This is a genomic window from Streptomyces sp. E11-3 (assembly GCF_046540415.1).
Taxonomy (GTDB): domain Bacteria; phylum Actinomycetota; class Actinomycetes; order Streptomycetales; family Streptomycetaceae; genus Streptomyces.
On sequence record NZ_JAZGRL010000003.1, the window covers coordinates 388,754 to 409,828 of the forward strand.

The window sequence follows — 21,075 nt, forward strand, 5'->3', positions numbered from 1 at the left end:
ATGAGGGGGATGAGGGGGAGGGGTGCGAGGAGTACGAGGAGGACATGGCAACCACCGCCTGCCGTGAGGAACGTCGGCTGAACGCTCCTCACGATGCAGGCTCGGGCCCGATCCCGCTGCGGCCTGTGGGCCACGGCCCGACTGTGGACAACTCCCTCACCCGCAGGAGTGGACGGGAGCCCTGCGGGGAGCGGTCAGGGCAGCTCGATGCCCAGGTCCCACCCGTCATGCGCGTGCGTGCACAGGCAGTCCCGCTCCTCGGTCGACGGCAGTGCGCCCACCACGTCGAAGAGCACCTCGCGCAGTCGCCCCACGTTCTCGCCGAACACCCGCAACACCTCGGTGTGCGAGACGCCGTCGCCGGTCTCGGCCCCCGCGTCCAGGTCCGTCACCAGCGCCAGCGAGGTGTAGCAGAGCCCCAGTTCGCGGGCGAGTACGGCCTCCGGGTGTCCGGTCATCCCGACCACCGACCAGCCCATCGCGGCGTGCCACCGCGACTCCGCGCGGGTCGAGAAGCGCGGCCCCTCGATCACCACCATCGTCCCGCCGTCCACGGCCTCCCAGGACCGCCCGCGTGCCACCTTCAGCGCGGCCCTGCGGCCCTCGGGGCAGTAGGGGTCGGCGAATGTCGTGTGCACCACGTTCGGCACCGTGCCGTCGGGCAGCGGCTCCCCGTCGAAGTACGTCTGCGTCCGCGCCTTCGTACGGTCCACGACCTGGTCCGGAACCAGCAGCGTGCCTGGTCCGTACTCGGGCCGCAGCCCGCCCACCGCGCACGGGCCGAGCACCTGGCGTATGCCGAGGGAGCGCAGGGCCCACAGGTTGGCGCGGTAGTTGATGCGGTGCGGCGGCAGGTGGTGTCCGCGGCCGTGCCGGGGCAGGAAGGCGACCCGGCGGCCGGCGATCTCGCCGAGGAAGAGTGAGTCGCTCGGCGGCCCGTACGGGGTATCCACCTGGATCTCGGTGACGTCGTCCAGGAAGGAGTAGAAGCCCGATCCGCCGATCACGCCGATGTCTGCGTTCGCCATCCGATTAGCCATCCGAGCAGACTAAAGGGCCCCTCGCTCGTACGAACGAGGGGCCCCGAAAACCATGTGCGTCAGACGGCGTCAGATGGCGCCAGACGGCCTCAGACTGCGTCAGGCGGCGGAGGAGCCGCTGCTGGAGCTCTTCGAACCCGAAGCGGAGGACGCCGAGGAGGACGTGGACGACGACGAAGACGACGAGGAGGACGACGTCGCGGACGTGGACGACGCGGCGGGCGTCGACGCCGGCGTGCTGCTCGACGAGGAGCCGCGGCTGTCGTTGCGGTAGAAGCCGGAGCCCTTGAAGACGATGCCGACCGCGGAGAACACCTTCTTCAGGCGTCCCGCGCAGCTGGGGCACTCGGTCAGGGCGTCGTCGGTGAACTTCTGCACCGCCTCAAGGCCCTCGCCGCACTCGGTGCACTGGTACTGGTACGTCGGCACTTGCTTCCTCCTGGCACTCTCACTCGATGAGTGCTAACGACGGTCAATAGTGACGCATTCCCTCGGATCAGTCCACTGCTACGGGGACGCGGTGACCGACGCCACGTGCCACGGTCAGCCCCTGAGACGGAGGCGTGAGCCGCGAGCGCAGGGCCACCAGGGTCACCAGCGCCAGTGCCGTACCGGCCAGCGGGACCAGGAATCCGGCGCTCGCCCCGTGGGTGTCCACCAGCTGTCCGGAGGCCGTCACGGCCGCGGCCTGCCCGAGCGCGACCGCGCCCGTCAGCCAGGTGAAGGCCTCGGTACGGGCCGACGCCGGGACCAGCGTCTCGACCAGGGTGAAGCCGGTGATCAGGGCGGGTGCGATGCACACACCGACCAGCAGCCCGACCACCGCGAACACCGGGACGGAGTGCACGGCCCACAGGGTGGACGCCATCAGCGTCAGCGCCCCGTACCCGAACAGGAGCCGACGCTGCGGCCCCACCTTCCAGGCGATCGCGCCGAACACGATGCCCGCGAGCATGTTGCCCGCGGCGAAGATCCCATAGAGCAGGCCGTTCACGCCCGGCTGGCCGGCCTCTTCGGCGAAGGCCGTCAGGGAGACCTGCATGCCGCCGAAGACGGCGCCGATGCCGAGCAGCGCCACGACGAGGACCCGCAGGCCGGGCACCGACAGGGCGGAAGTGCGCTTCACGCGCGCGTGGCCGTCGATGGCGGCGCTGTGCCCGCCGTGCGGCTTGGGCTGCGTGGCGCGCTGTGCGGCGAACGGGAGGCCGCCCGCGAGGGTCAGCGCGGCCTCGGCGGCGAGCCCGGCGCCGGGGTGTACCCAGGTGCACAGCGCGGTGGCGAGCACCGGGCCGACCACGAAGGTGAGCTCGTCGGTCACCGACTCGAAGGCGGCGGCGGTCTGGGTGAGGCGCCCGCGGTCGGGCCGGTCGAGTACCGCGGCCCAGCGGGCCCGCACCATCGGGCCGACCTGCGGCACCGACGCGCCCACCGGCACCGCGGCCACGAACAGCACCCACAGCGGCGCGTGCGCCAGCGCCAGCACGGTCAGCAGGATCGCCGCCGTGGCGTGCGCCAGGACGCCGGGAATCAGTACGGCACGCTGCCCGAAGCGGTCGGCGAGCTTGCCGCTCTGCGGGGCGAACAGGGCCATGGAGACACCGGCGACGGCGGAGACGGCGCCCGCCTTGCCGAACGAGCCGGTGGTGTGCTGCACCAGCAGGACGATCGACATCGTCAGCATGGCGAAGGGCTGCCGCGCGGCGAAGCCGGGCAGGACGAACGAGAGAGCGCCGGGAATGCGCAGGAGCTGCCCGTATCCGGGGCGGGAGCCGGAGTTGACCGTGGCTGCCACGGTCCTTGCCTTTCTGCTGCCTGGTGGCGCGCCCGTGTTGACGTCGCCGAGAGCTGTCCTCTTGCGCAGGAACGTCGGTGATACCCGGCCCCTGCGGAAGGGCCGCGGCCGCCGTGCGGTCGCGCCAGCTCTGCATCAGACAGAGGTGGTTTGAATCAGTGTCCCTTCATAGTAAGGGTTAATGTGCACGTACGCCTCTGAAAAGCGGAAGCAAAGTCGCCTGAAGCCTGTGATTAACCAGACGTTCCGCTGTCGCGTCCACGGGTTGACCTGCCCCCGGTCCCCAGCCACCCGGCCAGCTTTCCGCCTTGCCCGACCGCCCGAAGCCGCTGCTCGGCGGCGTCGCGTACCGGATCGGTCGCCACCACCAGCAGCTCGTCCCCGCGCATCAGCACGGTGGTCGGCAGCGGTACGAAGGACTTCCCACCCCGGACGACCAGCGTGACCGCGGCCCCCGGCGGCAGCCGCAGCTCCCCGACCTCCACACCGTGCATCCGCGACTTCGCCGGGATCGCCACCGACAGCAGATGGCCGCGCAGCCGCTCCAGGGGCGCCGACTCAACCCCCAGGTCGGCCGCCTCCGAGGAGTCGCCGAGCCGTAGCGCCTTGGCCAGCCAGGGCAGCGTCGGGCCCTGCACCAGGGTGTAGACGACGACCAGCACGAAGACGATGTTGAAGATGCGGCCGCTGCCCTCAATGCCCGTCACCAGCGGAATCGTGGCCAAAATGATGGGCACGGCGCCGCGCAGACCCGCCCAGGACATCAGGGTCTGCTCCTGCCAGGGCAGCCGGAACGGCAGCAGGCTGACCAGCACCGAGACGGGCCGCGCCACCATGGTCAGCACCAGGCCCACGACGATTGCCGGCCAGGCGTCCTCAAGCAGGTCGCTCGGCGTGACCAGCAGCCCGAGCAGGACGAACATGCCGATCTGGGCGAGCCAGCCCAGTCCGTCCGCGAAGCCGCGCGTCGCGGCCCAGTGCGGCAGCTTGGAGTTGCCGAGCACCATCGCGGCCAGATAGACGGCGAGGAAGCCGCTGCCCTGCGCCAGGGCCCCGGCGGCGTAGGCGGTGACCGCGACCGCCATCACCGCGATCGGGTAGAGGCCGGACGCGGGCAGCGCCACATGCCGGATGCCGTACGCGCCCAGCCAGCCCACCGCGAGCCCGACGGCCGCCCCGATCGCCAGCTGCAGAGCGATCTTGCCCAGCAGCAGGTACCAGCTGTCGATCGGGCCCGCGGTCGAGAAGGCGACCACCAGGATCACCACAGGGGCGTCGTTGAAGCCGGACTCGGCCTCCAGGACACCGGTCACCCGGGCGGGCAGCGGCACCCGGCGCAGCACCGAGAACACCGCCGCGGCATCGGTCGACGAGACCACCGCGCCGACGATGAGCGACTGCCGCCAGTCGAGCCCGACCAGATAGTGCGCCCCCGCCGCCGTGACGCCGACGCTCACCCCGACACCTACCAGCGCCAGCACGGACGCCGCCGGAAGCGCGGGTCTGATCTGCTTCCACTGGGTGCCCAGACCACCTTCGGCCAGGATCACCACCAGTGCGGCATAACCGATCACCTGCGTCAGCTCGGCGTTGTCGAACTCGAAGCCGCCGATGCCGTCCTGGCCGAGCGCCATCCCGATCCCCAGGTACAGGAGCAGGCTGGGGAGGCCGCTGCGCGAGGAGATGCGCACGGCGACGACGGCGATGAGCAGGACGAGCGAGCAGATGAGAAGCAGCTGGTTCAGCTGGTCGACAGTCAGCGGCTGTTCCTTTCGCGAGAGGTGGTGGCGGCTGTCGCGCGTGCGACGGCGAGTGCGATGACGCGTACGGGGCGGCCCGCACTTAGTTACCTTGTCTAGTTACCCTACCTAACCTTGACGCGTTCCTTACGGTCACTGATCACCGGTGCGATATACCTTGCGGACACCGCGTCCAGGGCCGCTATGCCCTCCGCCTATGGTTGCTCCAGCACTCCAGGACCGCTCTGCCACTCGCCTGACCCGAAGGCACTCGAAGGCGAACGAAGACCCACAAGGACAGCGATGCCCGCGAACACCACCGCCTCTTCCGGCCAGCAGACCGGCAAGAAGAAGGGGCGACGCGCCCGCCTGATCGTGATCGTGCTGGTGTTGGCGCTCATCGCGGCCGTGGGCTACGGCGCGTACTGGAGCATCAGCACGGTGCGCGCCTCCTTCCCGCAGACCAAGGGGACGATCAAGCTCGACGGCCTCAGCGGCCCCGTCGACGTACGGCGGGACAGCAACGGCATCCCGCAGATCTACGCCGAGACCGACGAGGACCTGTTCAAGGCCCAGGGCTACGTCCAGGCGCAGGACCGCTTCTGGGAGATGGACGTACGCCGCCATCTGACCTCCGGTCGGCTCTCCGAGATGTTCGGCAAGGGCCAGGTCGACAACGATGAGTTCCTGCGCACACTCGGCTGGCACCGGGTGGCGAAGGAGGAGTACGACACCAAGCTTTCCGCGGAGACCAAGAAGTACCTGCGGGCCTACGCCGACGGGGTCAACGCGTACCTCGAGGGCAAGGCCGGCGAGGACGTCTCCGTCGAGTACGCGGCTCTCGGCTTCACCAACGACTACAAGATCGCGAAGTGGACGCCGATCGACTCGGTCGCCTGGCTCAAGGCCATGGCCTGGGACCTGCGCGGCAACATGAAGGACGAGATCGACCGCTCCCTGATGTACAGCAGGCTCGGCCCGAAGCAGATCGCCGACCTGTACCCGGAGTACCCGTACGACCTGCACGAGCCGATCGTCCAGGGCGGCGCGGTCGACCCCACGACGAAGAAGTACGACCCCAAGGGCACCCAGTCGCAGACTGACCCGGACGCCCAGCAGGGCACAGGCACCGGGACCGGGAGCGAAGCAGGCACTGGTACGGGTACCGGTACGGGTACCGGCACCCAGGCGGGCACCGGCACGGGAACGGGCACGAGCACGGGAACAGGCACCGACGCCGGCCTCGCAGGCGGCGAGACCGCCCCCGACGGCATGACGACCCAGCTCTCCGGCCTCTCCGAGATCCTGGACGACCTCCCCGACGCCCTCGGCCCGAACGGCTCCGGCATCGGCTCCAACTCCTGGGTGGTCTCCGGAGCCCACACCACCACCGGCAAGCCGCTGCTCGCCAACGACCCGCACCTGGCCCCCCAGCTGCCGTCGATCTGGTACCAGATGGGCCTGCACTGCACGGGCGACGCCAAGAACTGCCAGTACGACGTCTCCGGCTACACCTTCTCCGGCATGCCAGGGGTGGTTATCGGCCACAACCAGGACATCGCCTGGGGCATGACCAACCTCGGCGCCGACGTCACCGACCTGTACCTGGAGAAGATCCAGGGCGACGGCTACCTGCGCGACGGCAAGGTGCAGCCCTTCAAGACCCGCCGCGAGACCATCAAGGTCGCGGGCGGCAAGGACAAGAAGATCGTCGTACGGGAGACCGGCAACGGCCCGCTGGTGTCCGATCGCAGCACCGAGCTCGCCAAGGTCGGCGAGGAGGCACCGGCCGGCAGCGCGGCCCCCGACCGCGCCGACGGCTACGCGGTGTCGCTGCGCTGGACCGCCCTGGAGCCGGGCAAGTCGATGGACGCGGTCTTCGCGCTCAACAAGGCCAAGGACTTCAAGCAGTTCCAGCAGGCGGCCGGGGACTTCGAGGTGCCCTCGCAGAACCTGATCTACGCGGACACCCGGGGCAACATCGGCTACCAGGCACCGGGCAAGATCCCCACCCGCGGCAAGAACCACGACGGCTCGCTCCCGGCGCCGGGCTGGGACTCCGCGTACGACTGGACCGGCTACATCCCGCAGCGCGCGCTGCCGTACGACTACAACCCCAAGCGCGGCTACATCGTCACCGCCAACCAGGCCGTGGTCGACGCCGAGAAGTACCCGTACAAGCTCACCGAGGACTGGGGTCACGGGGCCCGCAGCCAGCGGATCAACGACCTCATCGCGTCGAAGATCAAGGACAACGGCAAGATCTCGACGGACGACATGCGCACCATGCAGCTGGACAACAGCAGCGAGATCGCCAAGATGCTGACGCCCAAGCTGCTCAAGATCGACGTCAAGGACTCGGACGTCCGCGAGGCCCAGCAGCTCCTGGAGGGCTGGGACTACACCCAGGACGCCGACTCGGCGGCCGCCGCGTACTTCAACGCGGTCTGGCGGAACATCCTCAAGCTGTCCTTCGGCGACAAGCTGCCCAAGGAACTGCGGGTCAAGGGCGACTGCGTCCGGGTCGAGCCGGCCGACAACACCGGCCCGGTCGACGACCCGAACGAGAAGGTGCTCGAGTGCGGCAAGCGCGCCGCGGACGCGGCCCAGCCGGACGGCGGCGACCGCTGGTTCGAGGTGGTCCGCAGCATCCTCGACGACCAGGACAACGAGTGGTGGCACTCGCCGGGGTCGCGCCTCGACGAGGAGACCAAGACCCGCGACAAGCTCTTCGCCCGCGCCATGAAGGACGCCCGCTGGGAGCTGACCGCCAAGCTCGGCAAGGACATCGACAGCTGGAGCTGGGGCCGCCTGCACACCCTGGAGCTGAAGAACCAGACCCTGGGCACCGAGGGGCCCGGCTTCATCCAGTGGATGCTCAACCGCGGGCCGTGGAAGCTCGGCGGCGGTGAGGGCGCGGTCAACGCCACCGGCTGGAACGCGGCGGGCGGCTACGACGTGACCTGGGTGCCGTCGATGCGCATGGTGGTGAGCCTGGAGGACTTCGACAAGTCCAAGTGGATCAACCTCACCGGTGCGTCAGGCCACGCATACAGCTCGCACTACACCGACCAGACGGACAAGTGGGCCAAGGGCGAGCTGCTCGACTGGGCGTTCAGCGAGCAGGCGGTCAAGGACGCCACGGCCGACCACCTGGTGCTCAGGCCGTAAGGAACCAGCCAAGCATCCTCAGGGCGTGAATCTCCTGACGCCCGACGGCGTCACCACCGCGTGTACGGGGTGGTCGTGCGGCTCCTCGGGGACCCGCGCGACCACCTCGTGGTCGTAGAGCAGCACCACCAGGGCCGGGTCGGCGCCCGCCTTCGCCAGCCGGGCGAGCACCCGGTCGTACGAGCCGCCGCCGCGGCCGAGCCGCAGCCCGTCGTCGTCCACCGCGAGCCCGGGCAGCAGGACGGTCTCCGCCTCCAGGACGGCGTCCGGGCCGAGCCGCGGACCGTCCGGCTCCAGGAGTCCGCGGCCCGCACGCGCGAGGTGCTCGTCGCCGTCGTACGCCGCCCAGTCGAGGTCGTTGTCCGGCAGCAGAACCGGCAGCAGCACCCGCACCCCGCGCGCGTGAAGCGCCGTCAGCAACGCGCGCGTGCCCGGCTCCCGGCCCACCGAGACATACGCCGCGACGGTCCCCGCACCCGAGAGCTCGTCGAGTTCCAGCGCACGCGCCGCCAGCGCCGCATCCGCGTCGCGTACATCGTCGGGGGTCAACCGGCGTCGGCTGTCGAGCAGTTCCCCGCGCAGCGCGGCCTTGTCGATACGGTGGGTCCCGCCGTCACTGTCGGTGCTCGCCACTCGTTCACAAACCTCTCTTTGGTGCCCCAACTGCCCGATATAACCGGAGGGGCATCTTCCGCACATACGTACCGGTTACGCTTCGGGCATGACTGAGACGCGTCCTACGATCACCAAGGCTGTCATCCCGGCAGCAGGCCTCGGCACCCGCTTCCTTCCGGCCACCAAGGCCACTCCGAAGGAGATGCTGCCCGTAGTCGACAAGCCGGCGATCCAGTATGTGGTCGAAGAGGCCGCCGCCGCCGGTCTGGACGACGTGCTCATGGTCACGGGACGCAACAAGCGCCCGCTGGAGGACCACTTCGACCGCAACTACGAGCTGGAGTCGGCCCTCACCAAGAAGGGCGACCAGTCCCGGCTCGCCAAGGTCCAGGAGTCCAGCGACCTGGCCACCATGCACTACGTCCGCCAGGGCGACCCCAAGGGCCTGGGCCACGCCGTGCTGTGCGCCGCCCCGCACGTCGGCCACGAGCCCTTCGCGGTCCTCCTCGGCGACGACCTGATCGACCCGCGCGACCCGCTGCTGCAGCGCATGGTCGAGGTGCAGCAGCAGTACGGCGGCAGCGTCATCGCGCTGATGGAGGTCGACCCGGCGCAGATCCACCTCTACGGCTGCGCGGCCGTGAAGCCGACCGCCGACGGCGACGTCGTCCAGGTCACCAGCCTGGTCGAGAAGCCCGACGCGGCCGATGCGCCGAGCAACCTCGCGATCATCGGCCGATACGTCCTGGACCCGGCCGTCTTCGAGATACTGCGCAAGACCGAGCCCGGCCGCGGCGGCGAGATCCAGCTCACCGACGCGCTCCAGCAGCTCGCCGCCGACGAACAGCTCGGCGGCCCGGTGCACGGCGTGGTCTTCAAGGGCCGCCGCTATGACACCGGCGACCGCGGCGACTACCTGCGTGCCATTGTCAGACTCGCGTGCGAACGTGAAGACCTGGGCCCGGACTTCCGGACCTGGCTCCGCAGTTATGTCACCGAGGAGATGCAGGGATCTTGAGCAGCAGCACGACGGAACAGGTCCCCGGCCAGACCCACATCTGGTCGGTGACCGAGCACCTTGAGGACATCCTGGCGACGGTCCGCCCGCTCGAGCCCATCGAGCTGCAGCTGCTGGACGCCCAGGGCTGCGTGCTCGTCGACGATGTCACGGTGCCCGTCTCGCTGCCGCCCTTCGACAACAGCTCCATGGACGGGTACGCCGTCCGCACGGCCGACGTCGCGGGCGCCAGCGAGGAGTTCCCCGCCGCCCTGGAGGTCATCGGCGACGTCGCGGCGGGCAGCGTCGGCGACCTCAGGGTCGGCCCCGGACAGGCCGCCCGGATCATGACCGGCGCGCCCCTGCCGCCGGGCGCCGAGGCGGTCGTCCCCGTCGAGTGGACCGACGGCGGTCTGGGCGCGGGTCCGGTCGGCACCATGACCCCGCACAGCGCGGCCCCCGAGGGCGCCACCGGCGAGGTCAGGGTGCACCGCCCCGCCGCGGCCCGTGCGCATGTACGCGCGCGTGGCAGCGACGTACGCGCCGGTGAGCGGGCCCTGGAGGCCGGGACGGTACTCGGCCCGCCGCAGATCGCCCTGCTCGCCGCGATCGGCCGCGGCACGGTCCGGGTGCGCCCACGCCCCCGGGTCGTCGTGCTCTCCACCGGCAGCGAACTGATGCAGCCGGGCGAGGAGTTGACCGAGGGCCGGATCTACGACTCCAACAGCTTCGCCCTCACCGCCGCGGCCCGCGACGCGGGTGCGCTCGCCTACCGCGTCGGAGCCGTCGCCGACGACGCCGAGACGCTGCGCGCCACCATCGAGGACCAGCTGATCCGCGCCGACCTGCTGGTCACCACGGGCGGCGTCAGCGTCGGCGCGTACGACGTCGTCAAGGAAGCCCTGGCGCACGTCGGCGACGAGGACGAGGCGGGCAGCGGCATCGAGTTCCGCAAGCTCGCCATGCAGCCGGGCAAGCCCCAGGGCTTCGGCTCCATCGGCCCCGACCACACCCCGCTGCTCGCCCTGCCGGGCAACCCGGTCTCCTCGTACGTCTCCTTCGAGCTCTTCGTGCGCCCCGCCATCCGCACCCTGATGGGCCTGCCGGATGTGCACCGCGAGACCGTCCGCGCGGTGCTGCGGGCCGACAAGCCGCTGAGCTCCCCTGCGGGCAAGCGCCAGTTCCTGCGCGGCGCGTACACACCGGACGGCACCGTGGCCCCGGTCGGCGGCGCGGGCTCCCACCTGATCGCCGCCCTGGCCCACGCCGACGCGCTGATCGTGGTCCCGGAGGACACCACCGAGGTTCAGCCCGGCACTGAGCTCGACGTGCTGCGTCTTCCCGGGGGATAACCCCCGGACCCCCAGCCGGACACGCAGGTCAGCCGGACCAGTCGGCGTGGACATCCCCAGGCAGACCTGACCGCTCGGCTGAGAGCCTCCCCGTGCGGGTACCGTGTCTGCCCACACGGGGCCAGCACACGGGCCCGCACAGGCCCCACCGGGAGCGCCACGCATGAGCACGCAGGACCGACTGACACATATCGACGCAGCGGGCGCCGCCCGTATGGTCGACGTATCCGAGAAGGACGTGACCGCGCGCACCGCCCGCGCCACCGGCCGTGTGCTCGTCTCGCCGCGGGTGGTCGAGCTGCTGCGTGGCGAGGGAGTGCCCAAGGGCGACGCCCTCGCCACCGCGCGTATCGCGGGCATCATGGGCGCCAAGCGCACCCCGGACCTGATCCCGCTCTGTCACCCGCTCGCCGTATCCGGCGTGAAGCTGGACCTGTCGGTGGCCGACGACGCGGTCGAGATCCTGGCCACGGTCAAGACCACCGACCGTACGGGCGTGGAGATGGAGGCCCTCACGGCCGTCTCGGTGGCCGCCCTCACGGTCGTCGACATGGTCAAGGCGGTCGACAAGGCCGCGGTCATCACGGACATCCGGGTAGAGGAGAAGACGGGCGGCAAGTCCGGGGACTGGAGCCGCTCATGAGCACTCAGGCGCGGCGGCCGGGCCTGGAGAGCGCGCCGCCCTTCCCCGGCGACGCGTCCTCGCTCGGCGCGGCGCTGCTGGCCCCGCGGGCCGCCCTCGTCGTCACGGCTTCCCACCGCGCGTCGGCCGGGGTGTACGAGGACAAGGGGGGCCCGATCCTCGCCGAGGGCCTGGCCTCGGTCGGCTTCGCCGTGGACGGCCCGCTGGTCGTCCCCGACGGTGACCCCGTCGAGCAGGCGCTGCGCGCGGGCGCGGCCGCCGGATACGACGTCATCCTCACCACCGGCGGCACCGGCATCTCGCCCACCGACCGCACCCCCGAGGCCACCCGCCGCGTCATCGACTACGAGGTACCCGGCATCCCGGAGGCGATCCGCGCGTACGGCCTCGCCAAGGTGCCCACGGCCGCGCTCTCCCGCGGCCTGGCCGGAGTCGCGGGGCGCACCCTGATCGTGAACCTCCCGGGTTCGACGGGCGGGGTACGGGACGGGCTCGCCGTACTGGAGAAGGTCCTGGTGCACGCCGTCGAGCAGATCGCGGGCGGCGACCACCCCAGACCCGGGAGCCCGAGCTGAACGGCCCGTCCTGGCCCGTGGAACTGGCGGACGGCGATATCGTCCTCCGCCCCATAAAGCTGCGCGACCAGCGGGCCTGGCGCGAGGTCAACCGGCGCAACCGCGAGTGGCTGCGGCCCTGGGAGGCGACCATCCCGCCGCCGGTCCCCGGCGGCCCGGCGGCGCACCGGCCCACGTACCGCCAGATGGTGCGCCATCTGCGCGCGGAGGCCAACGCGGGCCGGATGCTGCCGTTCGTCATCGACTACCAGGGGCGTCTGGTCGGGCAGTTGACGGTCGCCGGAATCACCTGGGGCTCGATGTGCTCGGGCCATGTCGGCTACTGGGTCGACCAGGCGGTCGCTGGCCGCGGGGTGATGCCGGCCGCCGTGGCGATGGCGGTCGACCACTGCTTCCGTACGGTCGGGCTGCACCGGGTCGAAGTCTGTATTCGGCCCGAGAACGGGCCCAGTCGCCGGGTCGTGGAGAAACTCGGATTCCGCGAGGAGGGGATGCGTCCACGCTATCTCCACATTGACGGGGCCTGGCGGGACCATCTGGTGTTCGCGCTCACTGTGGAAGAGGTCCCGGACGGGCTGCTCAACCGCTGGCACCAGGCGCGACGCAGGAACACCCAGGAACACTCGTAAATAAAATAAGTGTTCGAAAAAGCGCGGGAGTTGACCCGGTATATGCCCGGGATTGAAGACTGCTGATCGCACCAGTCACAAAAAAAGTTCGAGATATCAGCCAGATCGTGCGACACACCGGCCCAATTGGCAGATGGCCTCACGCAAACCCCTCTACCGTGTGAGCGTGAGCAGCAGCGGCCTCATCTACGCAGTCATCGTCGGGGCCTGGGCCGCCTACTTGGTGCCGATGTGGCTCCGCAGGCAGGACGAGCTCAACGAAGCCCGTCCGACGGAACGCTTCAGCACGGCCATCCGGCTGCTGTCCGGACGGGCGGCGATGGAGCGCCGGTACGCCAAGGACCTGCGGGAGCGCACCGAAGAGGAAGAGCCCGGGAGCGACCCGGACGCCGGTACGGAACCTGTGACGGGTTCCGGTTCGGTCGACGTCCGGTTCTTCGCCATGCCTCCGGACGCCGAAGAACGCGCCACCGGTGGCGGGGCCGACGCCCCGGACGCGCCGCCGGAACGGGCGGCCGAGCCCGCGGCACCGCGGCCGCGCCCCGGCGCCGCCGTCGGTATCGGCCCGGAGGCCGCCGCGCGCGCCCGGCGCTCGAAGGTCCTCGCGCGCCGTCGCCGTACCACGGTGGCCCTCTTCCTCGCCTTCAGCATCGGCGCGGTCGTCGCCGCGGTCGGCGGCCTGGCGTTCCTCTGGGCGCCGGCCGTCCCGGCCCTGCTGCTCAGTGCGTACATCGTGTATCTGCGCGCCCAGGAGCGGCGCCGCTTCACGTACACCATGGACCGGCGCCGCGCCGAGGTCGCCGCGCAACGGCTGCGCGAGCGCCGCCCCGGTGGTGCCCGCCGGCCGGCCGCCGAACCGGCCGAGCACCCCGAACCGGCGTCGCAGCCGGGGCTCTCCGCGCTCGCCGCCGACCGCCGTGCGCTGGTCGAGCAGACCGACCACGCGGAGTGGGTCGACCAGCAGCGCGAGCGCGAGCGCGGGACGGCCCGCGGCGAGAGCTGGGACCCGGTCCCGGTGCCGCTGCCGACCTACGTCACCGCACCGGTCGCGCCGCGCGCCACCGGCAGCGTCGACCTGGGCGCACCGGACACCTGGAGTTCGGCCCGCTCCAGCGCCGCCGAACCCGCCGCCACGGAGCGCGGGCGCGCCCCCGCGCCCGCCGACCCCCAGGCCGACGACGCCCCCGCCGACGCCCCCGCCCCGACGGAAACCGCGTCACACATCCAACCGGACGGCCAGGCCCAGACCCAGGCCCCGGCCCGCCGCGCCGCCGCCGGCCGCCGCTCCCGCGAGCGCGGCCGCACCCCCCTCTTCGACCAGTACGCCGAAGGCGACCGCCCCCGCGCCGCCAACGAGTGACCCGGCGCCGGACCCCGCTCCCGGCCACCGAGCTGACCAGCCAGGGAACGGATTTCCAAGCACCCCGATCGGGGTGCTAAGGTTTCACTCGTTGCAAGGGCCTGTGGCGCAGTCTGGTAGCGCACCTCGTTCGCATCGAGGGGGTCTGGGGTTCAAATCCCCACAGGTCCACCGCAGCTTAGAGCCCCAGTCGGAGAGATCCGGCTGGGGCTCTTTGGCGTCGTACAGCAGTGAAGGACAGCAGCTACTTCCGCCCCTTCCCGTTGAGAGCTCGCTTAGCTCAACAGCCGGTTCCTGACCGCGGCGAGGACTTCCGTGCGGCTGCGCGGGCCGTTGTCGGCTGCGATGAGGTGGTCGCCGACGCGCAGTGAGAAGGTGATCAGGCAGCGGGCCTCGACATCGCCCTCGTCGGGACAGAAAGCCCCGTAGAGCTGGCGCAGATAGTCCATGCGCCGGTTGTCGGCCCGGCGCAGGCAACGCGCGGCGCCTTCGTCCCGCCGGGCCCAGTCGCGGATCGCGAGTTCGACCCCGGCGTTGGTCACGGGAGTATCGGCCGACCCCACGAAGTCGAAGAGACGCCCGAGCCGCTCGCGGGCGTCGCCCCCGTCGCGGTCGATCCGCTCGATGACCTCCTCGGTGACCCCCCGCTCCCAGGTATCGAGCATCTCCTCCAGCAGGGCGGTGCGGTTGCGGAAGTAGCCGTAGAAACCGCCCTTGCTGACGCCGAGCGCCTGGGCGAGGACCTCGACCCGGACAGCCTCGGGGCCGCCCGCGGCGAGCGCCCGCAGCCCCTCCTGGATCCACTTGTCCCGCGGTGTGCGGATCGCGCCCATGCCGTGTCTCCCCTCACATGTCCCGGCCAAGTATACGGAGCCGTATAGGCAGGTCTATGCTCGATCTATACGTTACCGTATAGACAAGGGGTCCGCCATGAGCGATCTGCGTCTTCCCTCGACCGACCACACGTCCCGCCCCTGGCGGATCCACGAGATAGCCGGCGACTTCCGGCTCGAGGATCTGTGGGCGCTGCCGACGCCGGGCGGCCCGGACGACCTGCACCACCTGGTTCAGCAGATGGCGGACGGCAAGGGCGGTCCGGACGGCGGCAACCCCGTGGGCCGCTTCCTCTTCGCGGTGCGCTGGAAGCTCGGCGCACTGCTCGGCTGGGACAAGCCGGACCTGGGCGTCGGCGGCCGGGTGGCGACGCTGCGCGACCGGCTGCCGGAGGACCTGCGCGAGGGGCCGCGGGGGCCCGACCTCAGTGCGGCGCCCTTCACGTCGGTCTTCCAGGCGCACGACGAGTGGGCCGCCGAGTACGCCAACAAGACCATGCACGGGGTGATGCACATCGGCTGGGTCTCCGACGGGGAAGGCGGCTACCGCGGCCAGATGGCCGTCCTGGTGAAGCCCAACGGCCGCCTCGGCTCCCTGTACATGCTCGCCATCAAGCCTTTCCGGTACGTGGGGGTGTACCCGGCCCTGATGCGATCGATCGGCCGGGAGTGGCGAGAGAACACGGCACGCCGTACGGCACGCTGACGCCTCCGCTCCCCGCGCGGGGACGGCATCGCAAGTACCCCGCTCGCCCGGGGCCGGTGATCGGCGTCGGTGAGTCGGCGCTACGTTGTAGCGGGCGGGAATCCTTCTGCTGGGCCGCACGCTCGGCTACGACCGCTGGTCGATCGGCCCGCTGGTCACGAACGCATGTGACGGTGTGCCTTTCGCCAACGAGGCGCGTTGCGTCCTCGGCGACCGCCACCTGAAGGTCGGGGACGACGTAGGCGAGGGAAGTCTCGACGACACCACGCTGGTGAGGCGCAGGACACCGCCGCCGTCCTGCCGAGGGCCACACCACCTGTCGGGTCGCCGCGCAGTACGGTCCGGGCGCGGAGGGCGCATGGCACGACTTCGCCCAGCGCTCGGCTGCGGCCCGCCGCTGTGCCGTGCCCACGGCTACCACCGCATCGTGAAAGAGGGAGAAACGTGATCGGACGACCAGCCAAGGCGGCGGGGGGAGCTCTCGTCCTGGCGCTCGCGGCCGGCGGGTTGATCTGGGGGTTCGGCCTCCGGGGTGACGACTCGGGTGAAGTCCCCGCCGACACCTGCCGGGGAGCTCTGGCGGTCGAGGAAGCCAGGGAGTTCTTCGGCGGTGCCGAGCTGCAATTCGGCGGTCACACTGCGGAATGGGTGGGCCACGAGACCGAATACTGCGCGGCATGGGCTCGCGGCGAGGAGTCCGGTGGCGCGCAGCTCAGGCTGAACATCCGTCCGGCGGCGGCCCACCGCGCCAGCGGCGCGGCGGACGAGGCTTCGGCGACACCGATCGGATTCGGCTGGAACGGCTCTTTCGTCGTCTCGGGCCTGCAGCCCGAAGCCGGGGTGCTCGTCGACTGCGCCCCACTGCCTGGCGAGGGCCTTCTCGTCCTGGCCCAGGCGCGCCAGGACATCGAGGAACTCTCCGATGCCCAGGTGCTTCAAGTGGCCCGGTTCGCCACCGAGTCGGCCCGCCGCGCGGCGGAGAGCTTCGGGTGCGAGGGGGTTGTGGGGCAGCGCCCTTCGACCGTCGACCGCACCCCTTTGCAGACGCGCCCCGTTGCCCAGGCGAAGGGGACCTGTCGCGGCGTCGTCGGCTCGCAGGACATGGCCCGGCTGGGGCTCACGACGGTGTCGGAGAGGCCAGCCGGACGCGCGCTCACCGAGAGGTGTTCATTGAAGCTACCGGCCGAGGGCCACCACATCCGGCTGACCGCCTACTACGGGCCTTCCGCGCAGCAGGAGATGTACCTGGACGACCGCTATCCCGGCAGCGTGAAGGGCGCGGTCATGCAGCCCCACTCCTGCAAGGGTGCCCTGGGGACCGCGTACTTCAAGTTCGAGGAATTCCCGAGGCCGGACAGCGAAAAGGGGGTGCGGAGCAGCGTCGGCAGGGAGGACGCACAGCGGTTGCTGACGGCCTTCGCCACCGCTTCCGGGGCTCGGCACGGGTGTCCCGTGGCGTGACCAGGCCACCCCCGATCGCCGGCTCCCGAGGGCGCTGCTCGCGATCAACGGCCGGGGCCGTCGGCTGGACGGCCCAGTCGGGACCTTCGCCCCGTACGGTGAATTGTCTCTATAGCTACATTTGAGGGATGTTGTGCCGTGTCCCGCCCGCCCTCGCCGCCGTCTCCGGTGCCGCGCTGGCCGCTGCGCTGGTCGCCGTACTGGCCGGTGGATGCGCGCAGCCGTCAGGGCTGCATGTGCAGGGGGACGCGATGTCGCCGTCGGCGGAGGTCGGGCCCGTGTACGTGGCCGATACGCGCGGGAAGCCGATGCGGCAGCCCACGGCGATCGCGCTCAGCGGGCAGGTCGAGCTCGCGGAGCTGCGCTGGGCGGACTGGGGCGGGGCGACCGCCGTGGCCACCGGGAAGCTGAGCGGTGACTGGTGTCGGCCCGAGTGCGGGGATGAGCCGTACGAGGTGACGGTGACGCTCAGCGGGCTCGAGAGGCAGGAGCGGATCGCGTACTACCGGCGGGCGACGGTCGAGCCGGAGCGGCCCGAGGATCTGCCGAAGGTGGCTGTGACGGTGCAGTTGCAGCGTATTCGGCTCGTCGAGCCGGGGTTCTGAGCCGCGCATGGGACTCCGTACCAAGAAGCTGCCCATGGGACTCCGTACCAAGATCGGTGTGGCCATCGCGGGCACCGCCGCGCTGGTGTCCGTGGTGATCGGCGTGCTGGTCCACCACCAGACGGTGCGGGCCCAGTTCGACGCCGCGGTGGGGCAGATCGGGGACCGGCTGCAGACCGCCGTGCAGGACCACGCCGCGGGCGTGGACGCCAACAACACGCTCGTCGACCCGCCCGACCTGCCCAGGCCACTCGCCGAAGCCGTGCGCGGCGGGCAGTGGGCGGTGTATCTGGACCGGGACTCCCGAGGCGCGCCCTGGATGTGGGCGGCCAGCCAGCAGGGCGGCGACGTCATCGCGCTGCGGCGGCCGTACGACGACGAGGTCGCGACCGTACGGGAACTGGACCAGGTGCTGTGGGTGGCGGGTGGCCTCGGGACGGCGCTCGCGTGTGTCGCCGGGCTGTTCGTCGCGACCCGGCTCGGGCGGCGGCTGACCACGTCCGCCGACACCGCGCAGCGCATCGCGGACGGCGATCTGACGGCGCGGCTGCCGCTGCACGGCAAGGACGAGATCACCAAGCTCACCACCGCCGTCAACACGATGGCGGACGCGCTGTCGGCCCGGCTGCAGGCCGAGCGGGAGGTGACCGCGAACATCGCGCACGAGCTGCGTACGCCGGTGGCCGGGATGGTCACAGCGGCCGGGCTGCTCCCACCGGGGCGGCCGTCCGAACTGGTCCGGGACAGCGCGCGGCGGCTGCGCGAACTCGTCGACGACGTGATCGAGGTGGCCCGCCTCGACGTCGCCGCCGAGCGCGTCGAGACGGAGGTACGTCCGCTGGGCGCGCTGGTCCGCCGGGCCGTGGCCGCCGTGGCGGGACACGGGTCCGACGTCGACGGAGTCACCGTCACCGTGCTGCGCGACGCCGACGTGGAGACCGAGCCGCGCCGGGTCGAGCGCATCCTGGCCAACCTGGTGACCAACGCGCTGCGCCACGGTGCCGCGCCGGTCACCGTCGAGGTCGAGAGCGGCGTCGTGCGGGTGCGCGACAGCGGGCCCGGCTTCCCGGAGGCGACGCTGGCGGGCGGGCCGCAGCGTTTCCGCACCGGGCAGCGGGACACGGGTCTCGGCCTGGGCCTGACCATCGCCTGCGGCCAGGCGCGGGTGCTCGGCGCCCGGCTACGGTTCGCGAACCCGAGCGGGGGAGGGGCGCTGGCCGTACTGGACCTGCGCAGCGCGGTACGCGAGTGACGGGCCCCCGGTACGCGAGTGACAGGCCCCCGGTACGCGAGTGAAGGGCCCCCGGCGCGGGGTCAGGGGCGCAGCGGCTTGGCGTAGCAGCGGCTGTCGTCGTAGTCGCGGTAGTGGCCGAACTTCGTGCACGGGGCGTAGCCGCTGGAGGCGTACAGGGCGATCGCCTCGGGCTGCTTGATGCCGGTCTCCAGGACCATACGGACCCGGCCCGCGGCCCGTGCGTCCTCCTCCAGCGCGGCGAGGATGGTGCGGGACAGGCCCTGGCCGCGCGCCTCGGGTATCACGTACATCCGCTTGAGTTCGGCGTCGCCGTCCGCGTACCCCTCGTCGTTCTCGTCCTGGCTGCGCCAGCCACCGGTGGCCACCGGGGTACCCAGGGCGTCGTACGCGATGAGGTACAGACCGTGCGGCGGCCGGAACATGGACGCGTCGAGCGGGGTGACGTCGCCGTCCTCGTCCTCCGGAAGCTCATAGCGCTCGGCGTACTCAAGCTGGACGCGGTCGTTGAGCTTGACGGCGTCGGGGTGGTCGTACGAGACCTGGCGGATATCCATGCGTTCCATCGTACTTCTATGCAGAGGGTGGGGCGGTGTCCTCCCAGTGTGCCGGTATCGTGCCGGGGTGCTGACTGTGACTTCCGTGAACGTGAATGGCCTGCGTGCCGCCGCCAAGAAGGGCTTCGTCGAGTGGCTGGCCCAGACGGACGCCGACGCCGTCTGCCTCCAGGAGGTACGCGCCGAGCCGCAGCAGCTCCCGGATTCCGTACGCGACCCGGAGGGCTGGCACGTGGTGCACGCCCCGGCCGCCGCGAAGGGCCGCGCGGGCGTCTCCCTCTACACGCGCCGCGAGCCGGACCGGGTCCAGGTCGGCTTCGGGTCGGATGAGTTCGACGGCAGCGGCCGCTACGTCGAGGTGGACCTGCCCGGCGTCACGGTCGCCAGTCTGTACCTGCCATCCGGTGAGGTGGGCACCGAGCGCCAGGACGAGAAGGAACGGTTCATGGCCGAGTTCCTCGTCTACCTGAAGCAGCTCAAGGCGCGGGCCGCGGCGGACGGCCGCGAGGTCGTGGTCTGCGGCGACTGGAACATCGCGCACCAGGAGGCCGACCTCAAGAACTGGAAGGGCAACAAGAAGAACGCCGGGTTCCTGCCGGAGGAGCGGGCGTGGCTCGGCGAGGTCTTCGAGGAGTACGTGGATGTGGTGCGGGCGCTGCATCCGGGCGTGGAGGGGCCGTACTCGTGGTGGTCGTACCGGGGGAGGGCTTTCGACAACGATGCGGGTTGGAGGATTGATCTTGCTGCCGTGACGCCGAGGCTCGCGGAGCGTGCGCTGAAGGGGTTTGTGGAGCGGGCGGCGAGCCATGAGGAGCGGTGGTCGGATCATGCGCCGGTCACGGTGGTCTTCGACAGCTGACGTGTGTGATGCGGGGCGTCCGGTCGGCTTCCGTACGCCCCGCTGGGCCTCAGCTGTTGTGCAGTGATGCGGGAGAGTCCCCGACCGTGAAGGACAGGCGGGAGGTGTCCGGTCCGATCAGGCGCTCGGGGCCGCCTCCGCAGCGTCCTTTGGAGACGGTGATGCGGACAGCGCTGTGAAGTAGGAGCTCTCGGGTCACTTCGACGTCCGGGGCGATCGTCCGGCGGTATTCGTCGATGGCGTATGCGTCGAGCCAGTCGAATCGCATCCCGCAAGGCGACGGGCATACCTCGCCTCGGGCCGTGGCACGGCACACGTAGTCGCCGTGCGGGTAGCGCTTCCGTGCCGCGAAGTACATGCGTCCGCTGCAACCTGCGCAGTGCACAACCCCAGTCGCTCTCAATGTCGGTGTCCGAACTGGAGCTTGTCCGCCACTGGAGGGGAAATGCCTCGATGGAGTGAACGTCCCGGTCCCTCGTCGGGGCGGTCGGGGTGAGCGCAAGGCCGACGACTTCCTGGCCTTCACCAGTATCGTTTGCACATCGATCTGCTACCGGTGACTCACCGGCTGATGTGGCGCTGTAGCAGCTGGATTGCCAGGTCGTGGCCGTAGTGCACGGCGACGTCCATGGGCGTGTGCCCGTCGGGGTTCGCGAGCTGCGGGTCGGCTCCGAAAGCCAGCAGCACCGCGGTTGTGTGCACGGTCAGCGGATCTCCGCTCTGCAAGGCACCGTCCCCCTCGGCGTCGAGTGCGTGCGTCAATAGCGTCATGTTGCCGGAAACCTCGTCGGGGTCGGCACCGTTGGCCAGCAGCCGGGCCAGAGTCTCCGCGTCCTCGTGCTCCACGGCCCGATGGGCTGGTGTCCAGAAGTCGTTCACGAGGGCATTG

21 protein-coding genes and 1 tRNA gene are annotated in these 21,075 nt (G+C 70.9%); 13 read left to right on the forward strand and 9 right to left on the reverse strand.

The window, feature by feature from the left end:
• Positions 1-194 precede the first annotated feature (194 nt).
• From U9R90_RS31345 to U9R90_RS31360, 4 genes are all read right to left on the reverse strand, one after another.
• Positions 195-1,028 carry an S-methyl-5'-thioadenosine phosphorylase gene (locus tag U9R90_RS31345; protein ID WP_411060978.1) on the reverse strand — a complete coding sequence of 278 codons (834 nt, stop codon included), beginning with the start codon at positions 1,026-1,028 and terminating at the stop codon, positions 195-197.
• A gap of 111 nt (positions 1,029-1,139) precedes the next feature.
• Positions 1,140-1,469, reverse strand: a complete 330-nt coding sequence (locus tag U9R90_RS31350; RefSeq protein ID WP_411060327.1) for an FmdB family zinc ribbon protein — start codon at positions 1,467-1,469, stop codon at positions 1,140-1,142.
• A 67-nt stretch (positions 1,470-1,536) separates the two neighbouring features.
• Positions 1,537-2,832, reverse strand: a complete 1,296-nt coding sequence (locus tag U9R90_RS31355) for an MFS transporter (protein ID WP_411060329.1) — start codon at positions 2,830-2,832, stop codon at positions 1,537-1,539.
• A 233-nt stretch (positions 2,833-3,065) separates the two neighbouring features.
• Positions 3,066-4,592 (reverse strand): potassium/proton antiporter, encoded by a 1,527-nt coding sequence (locus U9R90_RS31360; RefSeq protein ID WP_411060980.1) that lies wholly within the window; start codon positions 4,590-4,592, stop codon positions 3,066-3,068.
• 282 nt (positions 4,593-4,874) lie between these two features.
• Here U9R90_RS31360 and U9R90_RS31365 point away from each other — a divergent pair, with 282 nt between their 5' ends.
• Positions 4,875-7,742, forward strand: coding sequence for a penicillin acylase family protein (locus U9R90_RS31365; RefSeq protein ID WP_411060330.1), 2,868 nt, complete (start codon positions 4,875-4,877; stop codon positions 7,740-7,742).
• Positions 7,743-7,760: 18 nt separating this feature from the next.
• Here U9R90_RS31365 and U9R90_RS31370 read toward each other — a convergent pair whose 3' ends face one another.
• Positions 7,761-8,375: a 5-formyltetrahydrofolate cyclo-ligase gene (locus tag U9R90_RS31370; RefSeq protein WP_411060331.1), complete on the reverse strand. Its 615-nt coding sequence runs from the start codon at positions 8,373-8,375 to the stop codon at positions 7,761-7,763.
• A gap of 88 nt (positions 8,376-8,463) precedes the next feature.
• On the opposite strand from U9R90_RS31370, the gene galU reads away from it, so the two are divergent.
• The 7 genes from galU to U9R90_RS31405 all read left to right on the forward strand — a co-directional run bounded on the left by galU (position 8,464) and on the right by U9R90_RS31405 (position 14,084).
• Positions 8,464-9,375 carry a UTP--glucose-1-phosphate uridylyltransferase GalU gene (galU, locus tag U9R90_RS31375; protein WP_411060333.1) on the forward strand — a complete coding sequence of 304 codons (912 nt, stop codon included), beginning with the start codon at positions 8,464-8,466 and terminating at the stop codon, positions 9,373-9,375.
• Positions 9,372-10,706, forward strand: a complete 1,335-nt coding sequence (gene glp, locus U9R90_RS31380; RefSeq protein WP_411060335.1) for a gephyrin-like molybdotransferase Glp — start codon at positions 9,372-9,374, stop codon at positions 10,704-10,706. The genes galU and glp overlap by 4 nt, the downstream gene beginning before the upstream one ends.
• Positions 10,707-10,869: 163 nt before the next feature.
• Positions 10,870-11,349, forward strand: a complete 480-nt coding sequence (moaC, locus tag U9R90_RS31385) for a cyclic pyranopterin monophosphate synthase MoaC (protein WP_411060337.1) — start codon at positions 10,870-10,872, stop codon at positions 11,347-11,349.
• Positions 11,346-11,924: a molybdenum cofactor biosynthesis protein B gene (locus tag U9R90_RS31390; RefSeq protein ID WP_411060339.1), complete on the forward strand. Its 579-nt coding sequence runs from the start codon at positions 11,346-11,348 to the stop codon at positions 11,922-11,924. The genes moaC and U9R90_RS31390 overlap by 4 nt, the downstream gene beginning before the upstream one ends.
• Positions 11,925-11,947: 23 nt before the next feature.
• Positions 11,948-12,553, forward strand: a complete 606-nt coding sequence (locus U9R90_RS31395; RefSeq protein WP_411060982.1) for a GNAT family N-acetyltransferase — start codon at positions 11,948-11,950, stop codon at positions 12,551-12,553.
• A gap of 166 nt (positions 12,554-12,719) precedes the next feature.
• Positions 12,720-13,913 carry a gephyrin-like molybdotransferase receptor GlpR gene (glpR, locus tag U9R90_RS31400; protein ID WP_411060341.1) on the forward strand — a complete coding sequence of 398 codons (1,194 nt, stop codon included), beginning with the start codon at positions 12,720-12,722 and terminating at the stop codon, positions 13,911-13,913.
• Positions 13,914-14,010: 97 nt separating this feature from the next.
• Positions 14,011-14,084 (forward strand) — tRNA-Ala (locus U9R90_RS31405).
• A 104-nt stretch (positions 14,085-14,188) separates the two neighbouring features.
• Here the strand turns inward: U9R90_RS31405 and U9R90_RS31410 are convergent.
• Entirely contained in the window at positions 14,189-14,746 is a 558-nt protein-coding gene (locus U9R90_RS31410) for a TetR/AcrR family transcriptional regulator (RefSeq protein WP_411060343.1), read from the reverse strand.
• A gap of 97 nt (positions 14,747-14,843) precedes the next feature.
• On the opposite strand from U9R90_RS31410, the gene U9R90_RS31415 reads away from it, so the two are divergent.
• The 4 genes from U9R90_RS31415 (at position 14,844) to U9R90_RS31430 (ending at position 18,770) form a co-directional block, all read left to right on the forward strand.
• Entirely contained in the window at positions 14,844-15,452 is a 609-nt protein-coding gene (locus U9R90_RS31415; RefSeq protein ID WP_411060344.1) for a DUF2867 domain-containing protein, read from the forward strand.
• Between the two features lie 444 nt (positions 15,453-15,896).
• Entirely contained in the window at positions 15,897-16,913 is a 1,017-nt protein-coding gene (locus U9R90_RS31420; RefSeq protein ID WP_411060345.1) for a hypothetical protein, read from the forward strand.
• A 128-nt stretch (positions 16,914-17,041) separates the two neighbouring features.
• The gene (locus U9R90_RS31425) at positions 17,042-17,518 is read left to right on the forward strand and encodes a hypothetical protein (protein ID WP_411060346.1); all 477 of its coding nucleotides are present in this window, start codon (positions 17,042-17,044) and stop codon (positions 17,516-17,518) included.
• 34 nt (positions 17,519-17,552) lie between these two features.
• Positions 17,553-18,770 carry an ATP-binding protein gene (locus U9R90_RS31430; protein ID WP_411060348.1) on the forward strand — a complete coding sequence of 406 codons (1,218 nt, stop codon included), beginning with the start codon at positions 17,553-17,555 and terminating at the stop codon, positions 18,768-18,770.
• A gap of 62 nt (positions 18,771-18,832) precedes the next feature.
• On the opposite strand, the gene U9R90_RS31435 is transcribed toward U9R90_RS31430, so the two are convergent.
• A complete protein-coding gene (locus U9R90_RS31435) occupies positions 18,833-19,327 on the reverse strand; it encodes a GNAT family N-acetyltransferase (RefSeq protein WP_411060350.1) in 495 nt (164 codons plus the stop codon).
• A 46-nt stretch (positions 19,328-19,373) separates the two neighbouring features.
• Between U9R90_RS31435 and U9R90_RS31440 the strand changes: the two genes are divergently transcribed.
• Positions 19,374-20,186, forward strand: coding sequence for an exodeoxyribonuclease III (locus U9R90_RS31440; RefSeq protein ID WP_411060352.1), 813 nt, complete (start codon positions 19,374-19,376; stop codon positions 20,184-20,186).
• Positions 20,187-20,235: 49 nt separating this feature from the next.
• Here the strand turns inward: U9R90_RS31440 and U9R90_RS31445 are convergent, their stop codons facing one another.
• Together U9R90_RS31445 and U9R90_RS31450 are read right to left on the reverse strand one after the other, a co-directional pair.
• Positions 20,236-20,454 carry a hypothetical protein gene (locus U9R90_RS31445; protein WP_411060354.1) on the reverse strand — a complete coding sequence of 73 codons (219 nt, stop codon included), beginning with the start codon at positions 20,452-20,454 and terminating at the stop codon, positions 20,236-20,238.
• Positions 20,455-20,747: 293 nt separating this feature from the next.
• On the reverse strand, positions 20,748-21,065 hold the full coding sequence (locus U9R90_RS31450) for an ankyrin repeat domain-containing protein (protein ID WP_411060356.1): 318 nt from the start codon (positions 21,063-21,065) through the stop codon (positions 20,748-20,750).
• Between the last annotated feature and the right edge of the window lie 10 nt (positions 21,066-21,075).